General features: G+C 55.2%; 14 protein-coding genes and 1 tRNA gene. 3 read left to right on the forward strand and 12 right to left on the reverse strand.

Translation table 11 applies throughout. The features are described 5' to 3' along the window. The first annotated feature begins 1 nt into the window (after nt 1). Entirely contained in the window at nt 2-1,285 is a 1,284-nt protein-coding gene (gene tviB / locus D9K61_RS00625) for a Vi polysaccharide biosynthesis UDP-N-acetylglucosamine C-6 dehydrogenase TviB (protein WP_120631333.1), read from the forward strand. 58 nt (nt 1,286-1,343) lie between these two features. Here tviB and nqrF read toward each other — a convergent pair whose 3' ends face one another. Genes nqrF through D9K61_RS00655 form a run of 6 tightly spaced genes read right to left on the reverse strand, consistent with a single transcriptional unit; the run spans nt 1,344 to nt 7,204 of the window. Then, a complete protein-coding gene (nqrF, locus tag D9K61_RS00630; protein WP_120631334.1) occupies nt 1,344-2,567 on the reverse strand; it encodes an NADH:ubiquinone reductase (Na(+)-transporting) subunit F in 1,224 nt (407 codons plus the stop codon). Between the two features lie 10 nt (nt 2,568-2,577). Beyond that, nucleotides 2,578-3,186: an NADH:ubiquinone reductase (Na(+)-transporting) subunit E gene (gene nqrE, locus D9K61_RS00635; protein ID WP_120631335.1), complete on the reverse strand. Its 609-nt coding sequence runs from the start codon at nt 3,184-3,186 to the stop codon at nt 2,578-2,580. Next, nucleotides 3,186-3,839: an NADH:ubiquinone reductase (Na(+)-transporting) subunit D gene (locus D9K61_RS00640; protein WP_120631336.1), complete on the reverse strand. Its 654-nt coding sequence runs from the start codon at nt 3,837-3,839 to the stop codon at nt 3,186-3,188. The genes nqrE and D9K61_RS00640 overlap by 1 nt, the downstream gene beginning before the upstream one ends. After that, entirely contained in the window at nt 3,839-4,654 is an 816-nt protein-coding gene (locus D9K61_RS00645) for a Na(+)-translocating NADH-quinone reductase subunit C (RefSeq protein ID WP_120631337.1), read from the reverse strand. Before D9K61_RS00645 ends, D9K61_RS00640 begins: the two co-directional genes overlap by 1 nt. Beyond that, entirely contained in the window at nt 4,647-5,855 is a 1,209-nt protein-coding gene (locus D9K61_RS00650) for an NADH:ubiquinone reductase (Na(+)-transporting) subunit B (protein WP_120631338.1), read from the reverse strand. Before D9K61_RS00650 ends, D9K61_RS00645 begins: the two co-directional genes overlap by 8 nt. A 5-nt stretch (nt 5,856-5,860) precedes the next feature. Next, nucleotides 5,861-7,204, reverse strand: a complete 1,344-nt coding sequence (locus tag D9K61_RS00655; protein WP_120631339.1) for a Na(+)-translocating NADH-quinone reductase subunit A — start codon at nt 7,202-7,204, stop codon at nt 5,861-5,863. Between the two features lie 299 nt (nt 7,205-7,503). Between D9K61_RS00655 and D9K61_RS00660 the strand changes: the two genes are divergently transcribed. Further along, nucleotides 7,504-8,619: a class I SAM-dependent RNA methyltransferase gene (locus tag D9K61_RS00660; protein WP_120631340.1), complete on the forward strand. Its 1,116-nt coding sequence runs from the start codon at nt 7,504-7,506 to the stop codon at nt 8,617-8,619. Nucleotides 8,620-8,735: 116 nt separating this feature from the next. After that, nucleotides 8,736-8,812: transfer RNA gene (locus tag D9K61_RS00665), tRNA-Pro, on the forward strand. A gap of 653 nt (nt 8,813-9,465) precedes the next feature. Here D9K61_RS00665 and D9K61_RS00670 read toward each other — a convergent pair. From D9K61_RS00670 to D9K61_RS00695, 6 genes are all read right to left on the reverse strand, one after another. Beyond that, nucleotides 9,466-9,927: a hypothetical protein gene (locus tag D9K61_RS00670; RefSeq protein WP_120631341.1), complete on the reverse strand. Its 462-nt coding sequence runs from the start codon at nt 9,925-9,927 to the stop codon at nt 9,466-9,468. A gap of 38 nt (nt 9,928-9,965) precedes the next feature. Further along, nucleotides 9,966-11,495 (reverse strand): tyrosinase family protein, encoded by a 1,530-nt coding sequence (locus tag D9K61_RS00675; RefSeq protein WP_120631342.1) that lies wholly within the window; start codon nt 11,493-11,495, stop codon nt 9,966-9,968. Between the two features lie 33 nt (nt 11,496-11,528). Next, the gene (locus D9K61_RS00680) at nt 11,529-11,909 is read right to left on the reverse strand and encodes a hypothetical protein (RefSeq protein WP_120631343.1); all 381 of its coding nucleotides are present in this window, start codon (nt 11,907-11,909) and stop codon (nt 11,529-11,531) included. A 79-nt stretch (nt 11,910-11,988) separates the two neighbouring features. After that, nucleotides 11,989-12,534: a hypothetical protein gene (locus D9K61_RS00685; protein WP_120631344.1), complete on the reverse strand. Its 546-nt coding sequence runs from the start codon at nt 12,532-12,534 to the stop codon at nt 11,989-11,991. Between the two features lie 24 nt (nt 12,535-12,558). Continuing rightward, on the reverse strand, nt 12,559-12,879 hold the full coding sequence (locus D9K61_RS00690; RefSeq protein WP_120631345.1) for a hypothetical protein: 321 nt from the start codon (nt 12,877-12,879) through the stop codon (nt 12,559-12,561). A gap of 19 nt (nt 12,880-12,898) precedes the next feature. Further along, on the reverse strand, nt 12,899-14,005 hold the full coding sequence (locus D9K61_RS00695) for a hypothetical protein (protein ID WP_162946666.1): 1,107 nt from the start codon (nt 14,003-14,005) through the stop codon (nt 12,899-12,901). Nucleotides 14,006-14,026 lie beyond the last annotated feature (21 nt).

The raw sequence follows: 14,026 nt of genomic DNA on the forward strand, positions 1-14,026 counted from the left end.
AATGCTGGACACAAACCCCAAGTCCCGAAAGATCGCAGTCATAGGGCTGGGTTATGTTGGCCTACCGCTGGCCGTGGCCTTTGGCAAGATCGGTCCTGTGATGGGGTTCGACATCAACGCGCCACGGATCGACGCCCTGCGCGCGGGCGAAGACGCCACGCTGGAGGTTGAGCCAGAGGACTTGATCGCAGCTAAGGGCTTGACGTTTTCGACCGAAGCCACCGATTTGGCCGAGTGTGACACTTACATCGTCACGGTCCCAACCCCGATCACTGCCGGCAGGCAGCCTGACCTCACACCATTACTCAGCGCCTCGGAAACCATAGGCCGTGTGTTGAAACCCGGGGATCTGGTGATCTACGAATCCACCGTGTATCCCGGCGCAACCGAAGAAGATTGCGTACCGGTGCTGGAACAGGTCTCTGGGTTACGGTTCAACAAGGATTTCTTTGCGGGCTACAGCCCGGAACGGATCAACCCTGGCGACAAGACGCACCGGATTTCAGATATCTGCAAGGTGACCTCTGGCTCGACGCCAGAGGTGGCCGATCTGGTGGACGCGCTGTATGCGCAGATCATTTCCGCCGGAACCCACAAGGCTGAGAGCATCCGCGTGGCCGAGGCCGCGAAGGTCATTGAAAACACCCAGCGCGACCTGAACATCGCTCTGGTCAATGAACTGGCGATGATCTTTGGCCGCATGGACATCGACACCGACGCAGTGCTGCGGGCTGCGGGCACCAAATGGAACTTCCTGCCTTTCCGGCCCGGTCTGGTCGGCGGGCACTGCATCGGCGTTGACCCCTATTACCTGACTTACAAGGCCGAGGCCGTTGGGCATCACCCTCAGATCATTCTGGCCGGGCGGCGGTTGAACGACCGGATGGGCAGCTATGTCGTGTCGCAACTGGTCAAACAAATGGCACGCAACGGCATAAACGTTGGCGCGGCGCGGGTTCTGGTAATGGGCCTTACCTTCAAGGAAAACTGCCCCGATCTTCGCAACACGCGCGTGATCGATATCATCAAGGAACTACAAAGTTACGGGGTTTCGGTTGATGTGCATGATCCGCATGCCGATCCGAAAGCGGCCGAAGCTGAATACGGCCTGTCCTTGGTAGATCAACCTCATCAAGGAGCCTACGACGGCGTGGTTCTAGCGGTGGCACATCAGGAATACCAAAGGCTCGACCCGGCGCAGTTTAGATCTTATGGCAAAGAAAACAGCGTGGTTTTTGACATCAAATCTTGCCTACCGCGCAACGCCAGCGACCTGAGACTCTAGGGGGCAGACTCCAAAGCCCCAAAAAGAAAACCGGCGCCGAATGCGCCGGTTTTTTTGTTTACCCGCCGAAGTCGTCGAGCATGATATCTTCGCGGTCCACACCCATGTCCACTAGCATGTTGATGACCGATTGGTTCATGATCGGCGGACCACACATGTAGTATTCGCAATCCTCAGGCGCTGGATGGTTCTTAAGGTATTCATCGAACAGAACGTTGTGGATAAAGCCGGTGTAGCCTTTCCAGTCGTCCTCGGGCTGGGCATCCGACAAAGCGACGTGCCAATCGAAGTTTTCAAATTCTTCGGCCAGCGTGTCGAAATCTTCGACAAAGAACATCTCTTTCTTGGAACGTGCACCATACCAGAAACTAATCTTACGATTGCGGTTCTCAAGGCGCTTAAGCTGGTCAAAGATATGGCTGCGCATGGGTGCCATACCAGCACCGCCGCCGATGAATACCATTTCCTTTTCCGTTTCGCGGGCAAAGAACTCGCCAAACGGTCCTGAGATGGTAACTTTGTCACCCGGTTTGAGGTTGAAGATGTATGACGACATCTGACCCGCCGGGATACCTTCCGACCCCGGAGGCGGCGACGCCACCCGGACGTTCAGCATGATCATGCCTTTTTCATCCGGGTAATTGGCCATCGAATACGCGCGTTCAATTGGCTCAGAAACGACCGACTCATACTGCCACAGATTGAAGCGATCCCAATCTTCGCGGTATTCCTCTTCGACGTCGAAATCGGTATATTTCAACTGATGCACAGGCGCTTCAATCTGGATATAGCCACCCGCGCGGAAGTTAACGTCTTCGCCTTCGGGCAGGTCCAGCGTCAACGCCTTGATGAAGGTCGCCACATTCTCGTTCGACCGAACCGTGCATTCCCATTTTTTGACGCCAAAGACCTCTTCCGGAACTTCGATGTTCATGTCCTGCTTGACGGCCACCTGACAAGACAGGCGGTCGCCGCAGGCGGCTTCGCGTTTGGTGATGTGGCTTTCCTCGGTCGGCAGGATCGACCCACCACCCGAATGTATCCGCACGCGGCACTGCGCACAGGTACCGCCACCACCACAGGCGGACGGAACGAACAGCTTCTCGGCCGCCAGTGTTTGCAGAAGTTTGCCGCCAGCGGGAACCGAAACCGTCTTCTCACCATTGATGGTGATGTTGACATTGCCCGTCGACACCAGCCGTGAGCGTGCGGCCATGATGATGCCGACCAACCCCAGAACGATCAGAGTGAAAAGGGTTACGCCTAATGTGAAAGTTTCCATTGGCCCCTCCTTACAGCTTGACGCCCGAGAAGGACATGAAAGCCATCGCCATCAATCCCGCGGTGATGAAAGTAATACCCAGACCCTGCAAACCGTCGGGAATATCTGAGTATTTCAACTTTTCCCGAACCCCCGCCATTGCGGTGATTGCCAGCGCCCAACCAAAGCCGGAGGACAGACCATATGTCGTCGCCTCGGCAAAATTATAGTCTCGTTCGACCATGAACAGCGAGCCGCCCAAGATGGCGCAGTTCACCGTGATCAGTGGAAGAAAGATCCCGAGTGCATTGTAAAGCGGCGGGAAGTACTTATCGAGGATCATCTCGAGGATCTGAACCATCGCCGCGATCACACCAATATACGAGATCAGACCAAGAAATGTCAGATCCACATCCGGGAAACCAGCCCAGGACAGCGCACCCGGTTTCAGCAGGTAGTTCAACAGCAGATTGTTCGCAGGGACGGTGATTGCCTGCACAACCATCACCGAAATGCCCAGACCCAGCGCGGTGGAAATCTTTTTTGACACGGCGATGAAGGTACACATGCCAAGAAAGAAGCTGAGCGCAAGATTTTCAACAAAGATGGCCTTCACGGCCAGGGACAGTAGACCTTCCATCAGTGCGCCTCTACCTGCTGGATTTTGTATTCACGTTCTTCGACCTGGTTTGGCTTCCAGGTGCGGAAGGCCCAGATGATCAGCCCGATGATGAAGAACGCCGAGGGTGGTAGCAGCAGCATGCCGTTTGGCACGTACCAGCCACCGTTGTTCACGGTCTCAAGAATGGTGACGCCAAACAGCGACCCGGCCCCGAACAGCTCGCGGATGAAACCCACAAGCAGCAGGATCAGCCCATAGCCCATTCCGTTGCCGGCACCGTCGATGAAGGACGCTACTGGCGGGTTCTTCATCGCAAATGCCTCGGCCCGGCCCATCACAATACAGTTGGTGATGATCAGGCCAACAAAGACCGACAGGGTTTTGGAAATCTCAAATGCATAGGCCTTAAGGATCTGGTCCACCAGGATCACCAGAGACGCGATAATCACCATCTGCACGATGATCCGGATCGATCCAGGGATCTGGTTGCGCAGGCAGGAGATGAAGAAAGACGAGAAGGATGTCACGAAGATCACCGCCAGCGCCATCACTGCCGAAACCTGCAGCGATGAGGTGACCGCCAGTGCCGAACAGATGCCCAACACCTGCAAGGTGATTGGGTTGTTGTCGACAAGCGGGTCGACCAGAAGCTCTTTTCTTGTCTGGGACATCAGAACTCTCCTGCTTGCAATTTGGCCAGGAAGGGGCCGTAGCCCGCATCACCCATCCAGAATTTCACAAGGTTGTCGACACCAACCGAGGTCAGCGTCGCCCCGGCCAGCGCGTCGATGTAGAAATCGGGACCGGCGGCGGGTTGCGACTTGGCGACAGTGATCTGCAGATCGCCTGCGTCATCCCGCAGCTTTTTGCCGTTCCACAGGGCTTTCCAACGCGGATTGTCGACCTCGGCCCCAAGGCCGGGGGTTTCACCGTGCTGATAGAACTGAAGGCCATAGATGTCGTTGCCGTTGTTCTCCAACGCAATGAAACCGTAAAGCGTTGACCAAAGGCCATATCCTTGTATCGGCAGGATCACCTTATCCAACGCACCAGTGTCATCACGCAGCAGGTAGATCACACGGTATTTGGCCTTGCGCCCAATACCCGCCGGATCATCATCCAGAGCGACGCTCAGTTCAGGATCGCTTGCGGCAGCAACATCGTCAAATGTGGCCGGGTCAAACTGGCCATCGACAAACTCGCCGGTCGACAGCTCAAGAACATGTGGTTCGAAGGCGGCAAAGGCCTCGGTCACATCGATGCCCGGTTCAAAAACGCCTGCAACTTGCAAAACGTTGACCTGCTTATCTTTCAGCCGGTTGGCTTCTTGCACCGGGCGCAGGCTGACAGCCGCAGCCGATACAACCATCGATGCGACGAGGCAAACCGCGACGGCAACAAAGATCGTCTTACCGACTGAGTCCGGTGAGGCCGCCAGAAACCTGGCAATCGCGCCCTTTGGTTCAGGGGGTTGCGTATCAGACATGGCGACGCGCCCTCCGTTTGATGTTTGCCTGCACAACAAAATAGTCGATCAGCGGCGCAAAAACATTGCCGAACAGGATTGCCAGCATCATGCCTTCTGGGAAAGCCGGGTTGATGACCCGGATCATCACCACCATGACGCCAATCAGCGCACCATAGATGTAGCGCCCAAGATTGGTATGGCTCGCCGAAACCGGCTCGGTCACCATAAACGCCAGCCCAAAAGCATAGCCACCCAGAACCACGTGCCAGTACCACGGCATGGCGAACATTGGGTTGGTGTCAGATCCGATCAAGTTCAGCAGCAGCGTTAAGCCGATGGTTCCGGCCAAACAGCCCACAATCAGGCGGAAATTCGCAATCCTCGTCATTAGCAGGAAGGCCAACCCGATCATACAGGCCAGTGTCGAGGTCTCGCCAAAGCTGCCCTGAATCTGTCCAAAGAAAGCGCTCGACCAAGTGATCCCATCGGCTGCCAGGGCTTGTACACCATCGGCTGCGGACACGGCCAAGGCCGTCGCACCCGAGAACCCGTCAACCGGTGTCCAGACCGCATCGCCGGACATGTTGGCCGGATAAGCGAAATACAGGAACGCCCGACCCACAAGTGCGGGGTTCAGGAAGTTCTTGCCGGTACCGCCAAAGACTTCCTTACCAATCACAACGCCGAAGATAATCCCCAGCGCCACCTGCCACAGGGGTGCAGTTGCCGGCATGATCAGCGTGTAGAGCATCGAGGTGACAAGAAACCCCTCGTTCACCTCGTGACCGCGCACGGTGGCAAAAATCACCTCGAAAATACCACCCGCGACCAGTGTGACGATGTAGATCGGCAGGAAATACATCATTCCGTGCAACACATTGGCAATGATGCTGCCCGGGTCCAATGAGACACCAACCGCTTGTAGGATCGCAATCCGCCAACCCGTTGCCGCGTCAGGCCCCAGCGCTGCAATGGCCGAGTTCGCCTGGTAACCCGTATTGTACATCCCCCACAGGATACATGGGATCGTTGCGATCACGACATATGTCATGATCCGCTTCATATCGATGTACGACCGCGCATGTGGCGCGACGGAGGTTACTGTTTTCGGAGTGTAGATGAAGCTTTCTACCATCTCGTAGATGGGGAAATACTTCTCGTACTTGCCGCCTTTGGTAAAGTTCGGCTCGATCCGGTCAAAGAAGCTGCGCAAACCCATTTGGATCAGCCCTCCTTTTCAATCTTGGTCAGGCAGTCGCGCAGCGCCAGCCCGTATTCATATTTTGCCGGACAGGCAAAGCCAACAAGGCCCAGATCCTCTTCGTCCAGCTCCAACGCACCCAACGCTTGGGCACTATCGGTGTCCATCACCAGCATCGCACGCAACAATTGCGTCGGCAGATAGTCCTGCGGCATCAGCTGCTCAAACGTCCCGGTCGGCACCATCGCACGCCGTCCGCCATTCAGGTTCGAGGTGAGCGCATACAGTTTCTTGGCAAAAGCCGAACCCAAAACAGGCTGCACGGCGAATTTTGAGGGCATAGGACGAATCCAGCCCATTGGAATCTGATCGTGATCTTCGCGGATAATGGTGATCTGTCGCGCAAACCGTCCCAGATAGGCCGTGGGCCCGTCCGCATGGCCCCCGGACAGGATCGAGCCCGAAATGATACGCGCTGGACCATCAACACTGACCTCATCACGGGTCAAATCCTCGGTTGAGGCGCCCAGAACAGTACGGATCAAGCGCGGCTGGCGTGCCCCCGGCCCTGTCAGTGCGATCACGATATTCGGATCCAGATGACCTGTTTGAACCAGACGACCAACTGCAATCACATCCTGATACCCGATGGTCCAGACCTGCGTGTCACCCGCCAATGGCCTTAGGAAATGGATATGCGTCCCTGCCAATCCCGCCGGATGCGGGCCCGAAAAAGCGGCCGCTTCGACACCCGCGACGTCAGCGCCCGGAATGCTATCACCGTCCTTATGGCACAAATAGGTCGTGCCCTCGGTCAGCTTTGCAATTGCGCCAAGCCCTACGGCAAACGCGCCCCCGGCATCCGCGATGATTACTGCAGCATCCGCAGACAAAGGTTCGCTGTCCATTGCGGTCACGAAAATGGCCGTGGGTTTTGTCCCAGGCTCCGGCATCTTGGAATACGGCCGCGTGCGGAATGCGGTCCACAGCCCGGCTGCACATAGTTTTTCGGTCACACCCTCGGCAGTGTCTGCATTTCCCACGTCAGAAAAGTCGACGCCCATATCGTTCGGGTCAGATACCTCAACAACAACACTTTGCAGAACCCGGCGCGCGCCACGGTTGATTGCCACGACCTTGCCGCTCAGCGGCGCGACCATCATCGCCTCTGGCGCGTCCTTGTGACAAAACAACGGCGTTCCCCGCCGCAACTCGTCGCCTTCCTGTACAAGCATACGCGGCTTCAGACCCAAATAATCCGACCCCAGCGCAGCCACACGGGTAAACGCGGGCCCCGGCTGGATGGTCTGTTCAGGGGCACCCTGAATCGGCAGCTCCAACCCTTTTTTCAGTTTGAAAGTTTGCATGTGCTACGGTCTTCCAAGCCTCTTTAACATACGCCATCTATTTATCGCCGTTCTCCCCCGGCTACAAATAGCGCGAATTCTCCCTGTGGAGGGCGCGCAAAAGCGTCACAAACCCACCGAAATCCGCACGCGTTACTTCAATCACGGACCCTTTACGCGCGGATGTCCTAGAACGCAAACCTGTTACCGTGCAAATCAATACAACAAGGTCACTTTATCCTGAACTCTCAGCGACGCGACCAAAATAGCACAAAAAAAAGCGTGTCGCGCCCGATTTACTTCCAGTGTAAGCAGCGAGGATGAACAACTCTGACAGTTTTGAGATCTTTTTGGTGGCCACACCCGGCCTTGAGGCGCCTTTGTGTGAAGAGGCCATTCAAAACGGATTCGCCGGTGCCCAGACGGTCGCCGGAGGGGTCAGTTGCCGCGGGGACTGGTCCGAGGTTTGGCGCGCCAACCTGTGTTTACGTGGCGCCAACAAGGTACTGGTGCGCATAGGAAGTTTCTCGGCGGTGCATCTGGCGCAGTTGGACAAACGGGCCCGCAAATTTCCGTGGTCGGATTTTCTGCGCCCTGACATCCCGATCAAAGTCGAGGCCACAAGCCGCAAATCCCGCATCTATCACGCAGGCGCAGCCCGACAGCGTATTGAGAATGCGATATCCGAGACCCTCGGTGTATCAATTTCGTCCGACGCCAACCTGCGGGTCTTGCTACGTATCGAAAAAGACCTGTGCACCTTTTCCATCGACACCTCGGGTGAACCGCTGCACAAGCGCGGCCACAAACCAGCCATAGCCAAGGCCCCTATGCGTGAGACCATGGCAGCCATGTTTCTGCGCGAGTGCGTATATAACGGCACCGAGCCGGTGCTGGACCCTATGTGTGGCTCCGGTACATTTGCAATTGAAGCAGCCGAAATCGCTCTGGGTTTGCTGCCCGGACGCTCGCGCCATTTTGCATTCGAGGAACTGGCTGGCTTTGACGCCCAGGTCTGGCAATCTTTGAAGCAAGGCAGCCCGCCCCCTGAAACGACCCTTCGCTTCCAGGGATCAGACAGAAACTCAGGAGCCATCGACGCCGCCAGCGCCAATGCCGCTCAGGCGGGGGTTTCCGATGTGACCCAATTTGCCCAACGCGCCATCAGCGACATAAAACCACCTGAAGGTGCAGCTGGGCTCGTGATCGTAAACCCACCGTATGGAGCGCGGATCGGGGATGAAAAGCGCCTGCGATCTTTGTATGGCAGTCTGGGCAAGGTCTTGATGACGCGATTTTCTGGATGGCGTGTCGGTATCATCACCAGCAACCAATCCCTCGCCCGATCGACACGCTTGCCCTTGCTGCCAACCGGTCCAGTTGTGGATCATGGTGGCACAAAAATTAAACTGTACAAAACCAACGCACTGCCGTGACTTTGAAACTGTCGTGGACTTCGCGGTCAAAGGCACTTTAACTAAAGTTTGGCTACATCAGGTTCGGAATTTCACTTGCACATCCGACTGCCCAAGTATAGATCGCCCGCCACGGTCGGAGTGTAGCTCAGCCTGGTAGAGCACTGTCTTCGGGAGGCAGGGGTCGGAGGTTCGAATCCTCTCACTCCGACCAACAAAATCAAGAGGCTACACGTTCTGATCTTAATTTTTTGTCTCGGTTTTGTCTCGCACAGAATTGTATTTAGTATCCCTCACTTCGACTTAAGCGCAGTCACAGTCCGGGGGCGTCGTCACATCTTCGTCGCAAGCGATTGAAGTAATGAGTTTAAGTATTCTTTTATTTAGTAAAATACCCCTATGGCACCCCCATAAAAAGTTCGATCTCCGGTTAGTTGCCTGAATTAGGAGTAACATCTGAAGCAGTAAAGGTGTTTGCACTGTCTTTCAGCCCAGCATTTCGTAGCCCTAGCCCGTCGTCACACTATTCCGGCTGAAGAGTTCGTGATGTGCATACTATCGAAATGCAGGTTGAAGAAGTACGTCATGAGCCAACCTTACTAAATTGCTAAACCGTGAGGGAAGGCAAACGACTACGTGACCACCTACAACTGTGCTCGGTTACTTCGCCCAGAATTAGGATATCTGCCTCCCGTTTGGTTCAGGAGAGGACTCAATGTAATATCGCCAAGACATTGATCCAAAACAAATACTGGTGGTTTGACAATCTCGGATTTACACAGTGTTACCGTCGGCAAAAATCTGGTTCAGTGGTCCGAGTCCCGCCGCTTAACTGCCGAGCAAAGTGGACAAGATTCATTTCCAGATTTAGTTGTTCCTTCCTGTGAAGATGGTAACGCTCTCGATCGGAAATTCATACGCAACTCCGCCCCGGTCCACAGCGGCTGACATTGAATGGACTCTAAATTCGATGTCAGAAGCTTTTTCCACAAAAAACTCGGCAAGCTCGTTCGGGACGGTCGTGGAGACCAGCCTTTGTTCCCCTGGAATGGCTGACGGGCCAAACGTGACGGCTTCGAGCGTTAACAACCCCCCCGGCACATCGGAACTGTCGTCACTTGTCACAAGGATCTTGAGCCCGCCAATTCGGCCAGAAACACCTTCGGGAATGGTGATCAAGATTTCCAACCCTATCGCCATATTCCCATCGCCTTCGAAGATTATCTCTCCTACGTTCGAGCCTTTGGTGTTTTCAGAGCGCGAACCGGCGTTGATCAGCGTCACCGTTGCCAGTAACGCCAATACCATCGCTGTCGTCAGAACTTTCATTCATCGTACCTCGCTCCGCTACACTAGCTGGGAACAAGTTATCCAGAAATCAAGCGAACTTCACCTATATCCGCAACGGTCTCACCCAGAGGTGATGATGCCCCGTCATAGGGCAAGACTTGCAGATTGACGGTTTCAAGCACAGAACCTTGTGCGATTCGGTACTGGAGAGGCTCTGTTACGTCGACCAGAAAGCTTTTCGTGGAACAGGTGTCGGGTGAACATCCGAAGAAGCTCATGTCTCCGGCAAAATGCGGGTCGGTGGTTGGGGTTGCAGGTGTCAAATAGGGACAATCCACGAAGACCTTCAAACCACCCGCAGGTGCAACATCCGCGACCTTCACCGCATCGAATTCAGCATAGATGCGGCGATCAGAAATCCCGAAGACGACCTCGTCACCTCCCAGACGTCTTGGCGTGAGTTGCTTCGACGTAAGCTGCGCGGTCAATCCTTCGAAGGGGACAGCGATCGGAGTGATAAGGCCGAACCCGGCCGGGTCGCTTGGGATAACGCTGTCCGAGACAAGCCCGTCGGTCGCTGCGGCGAAGAGATTTTGCGCGCTTGCTATTTCGAAGATGCTGTCCTGATTTGCACGAATAATGTCGTTGGACGCGATCTGTTGATCCGTTTGCAATTCCGGCACGAGCGTGTCGTAGGTGAAGGACTGTTCGCTGATATCGAACGTGTCGCCGACCCTTACCTCTCTGGGATTTCCCTGACCGTCCACAAAGTTGCCCGAGTATATTGCATCAGGGTCGTCGATTTCACTCAATTGGTCTGCAACCGGTATGCCGGACATTGCCCAGATGAAATCGACCATGCAGTGATGGAGCCAGAACATCGGTTCGAGGGGCGAAAGGCCGTCGCTCATGTGGCCGACATCGGTCCCCAAATCCAAGGCCGGTTCGCCACCGATTGCGACATGCGGGTTGCCATGCGGGCCACCTTCAATCAGCCTGGAAAGGTTCCGGAAGTTTCCAGTGCCAATGGCGGAGTTGATGTTCTGCTCGGTGAACCAACCGCCAAGACGTGTTTCGCGGAGCCCCAGATCCTTGCGCAGGTACCGGTAGTTCACCGAATTGACTGGCCCCCAACCCATTCCGATGTAGCTGCCATCATCCGACCAATTGTTTGTGTTCAGAGGATTGAGGTCAAAAAACGCGTCCGGTAGCCGCCCTTGATTATCGGACCAATGCCAGTACGGAAGTGCGAAATTCGGATCACCGATAAGTTCGGCGCAAACCAATTCGAAGCTTTCCAGATACGGCCTGTGCCACGAAAAGAAGTTCAGATCGACGGCTCCTCCCGTATGCGCGCAAAAGTCCGCATGAACGCGCGCTTGGGAAATCCAACTGAGTGCGCTGGTGTCAGGTTCCTGCCGCATGCGTTCGGCCGCGAGGGAGTAGGCCTCGAAAAACGGATCGTCGGCCGGCAGGGACGATAAACGTCGACGCACCCTTTTCCCGTCAACGACGGGCGTTTGAGAATTGGCGCTCGCGCGGGCAAGGTAAGGTGCCACCATCAGTGCGGTCGTTCCTGCGGCAAGAAGGGTTCGTCTATCAATCATGGCAACCTCCCGGTTCTGGGTTGTGGGTTCTTGTTACAAAGGAAGAAACGGGACGATGAATGTGTCGCCCTCGTACGTGATAATGATCCCGTAAGGGCACTGATCGAAGTCCGGACTTTCATAAACGACAGCTGTGGGCTGCAGGACTTGCGGCACCACGCCAGTTGGCGGGGTCGCTGTCATGTCGAGCGCGTAGGGCGTCGGCAGGTTTTCTTGTTCGGTGGCCTCACTCAAGGTGATTGTGTAGCCTGGCGTAGCGGCCAAAAACTGTCCGGTGATCAAAAGGCCCTGACACCCCTGACCAACGACGCCAACGTAAGTGGCGGCGAACGTCTTGGGCGAGGGGCCGACATCCTGCGCGATGGCAGGGCTTGCCGCCGTAGCGCAAAAAATTGCTAAGACTCTGATATTCATGTCGTATCCTCTGACTATGTTGGCAGTTCCGCTACGACGCGCAATACTCCCCGAGACGCGGCTTGGGGCGCGCCAGGCGCTATTCGATGACCCGCCATGGCAGTGCATTGCCAAGCGGCGACTTCCGAGCGGTCGCAGTGCAATTTTGTAAAAGGAAAGCTTCGCAATCTTCTTTTGATGCAGGACCAAATGCCCGGTATCGGTCGGCCGTCACTATTGTGCCTTCTGCCACCAGTATGCACCCAAAGTGTCCTTTGTCGGGCTGCGGAAGGCGGGCATAGACAAGGTAGAGAGCCTCGGAATGCACCCAGGTCTCTGTGGCGTCTTTGATCGGAACGATCTGTTCGCCTAACGCGTCATGCAGGATGATCGACGTTGCACCGCTGTTGTTGTGCATAAGCGCGTCGACATCGAACACCTTGAGACCTTTTTCACAGTGATCGTCGATGTAAAAAACCATGTCCCATGCGGGCGGATCGATCCGCTCGGGGCGCTTCTCGAGCCGTGCTTCGTAGTTTGAACAAGGAAGCAATCCGCTGGCTGTCAAACGGACCGTCGGACCTCCGTCGACCCAAACTGCGGCGTAGTTCCCATACCCGTAGACTCTTGTTTTTGTAGAAGACATGAAAAATTCCTTTGGATGGCCCGATCAATGCACTTCGCGAACCGGCAACGTCGCGATCACAACCCCGAGCCAGAGAATGTCGACTTTGGCGAATTCGCCTTGCTGCGCTCGCTGTTCGTATCTGGCTTCATGATATTGGAAGGCCTGGGTGCCAATGCCGCCTGTATTCTTGATTGTCAGAACCAAGCGCAGGGTCTTGCCAAATCCGCCATCATCGTCAGGTGTGAGAACAGGTATGTCCGCGCTGCTTTTGGTTTCAACTTCGCCAACGACGATCAGTTCAAACGGGCCGGGCGGTTGCAGATTAATCCACGCGTCAAAGTTCCTGAGATTTGGAGCTGACATGATATCTTTTCCTTCCTGCTTAAAATGCGAATCTGAGGGTCATCGTCAGGCTGTCGACGTCCTCTAGCGTTTTGTCGCGGCCCTTTTCGTAGAGAAGCTGAAGGCTTGGACGTGCGTCCTCATTTAGATCGGCCAGAAATGTCGTGGCTGAGAGCGAATAAGATGTCGCTGAGACGTCATTCAAAATGTCATGGTCATGCGTAAGGTCCGCAGCAAATCTCGTGCCGTGTTTTCCGAACTTTGGGGCGAAGTAGCCAACCCCAGTTTCAAAGCCTATCCAGCCTTTTTCTTCGCCCTCTGTTAGGCCCGACAGTCCTGCTTTCTTGACGGTTTGAAATTCAGCGTTGACGACTAAGGTCCAGTCAGTATTGGGTTTTGTGACCGGCGTTCGAAGTCCGTTCAGACGCTCACCAAAGTTACCAAATGGCTTGAAATTGTACGGCTTCCAACTTGCCAATAGGCCGTAAATTTTGGCTCGTCCTTCGAAGTCGGTTTGGAAGTACGGCGTAACGGAGAGTTCCTGCAAGCTGAATGTCCTGCCGCCAAAGTACTGAAACTGTGTCAAAAGCCCGAATTGCAGAGTGCTTTCATCGTCCTCTCCCGACGTTCCATTGCCGTCAAAGCGCAACACAGGCGCGATGGCATATCCGGTTAACGATACACCTCTTGGTGCGACACGTTCGCCAGTCCCAAGACACTTCTTTATGGATTGTGGAAGCCAGGCAAGCGCACCGGACGTCTCCCACGTCGTTGTTCTGGATTCACGGTTGTCTGTCAGCGAAAACTTTGCACCGTCCTTCGACGGGGTGAATAAACGGGGATTCAGTAAAGAGATTGACGAGATGCTGTCTTGTAGAAAAAAGCGTTTCTTCACTTTGCATTCTGCGTCCAGCCGTTCGTAGTATAGATTTTCGTCGTCGAACTCCGTGACTGGCACGGAGGCCTTCCCTTCCTCGATGAAGTCGTTGAGGAACCTGACCTGTTGGAACGCAGACATCTGGTCGAGGGCACCTTCTAGGGCATCGGCCTCGGGTCCGCGTTCTATTTGTCCGTCGCCGTCGAAATCCCGGCTGGCAACCTCGTCAATTGTCAATGCCATTGCGCTGGATGCAGCTGTCAGCGCCATCACGCCACACGTGTAAATTGT

The sequence above is a fragment of the Ruegeria sp. EL01 genome (assembly GCF_900313035.1).
Taxonomy (GTDB): Bacteria; Pseudomonadota; Alphaproteobacteria; order Rhodobacterales; family Rhodobacteraceae; genus Ruegeria.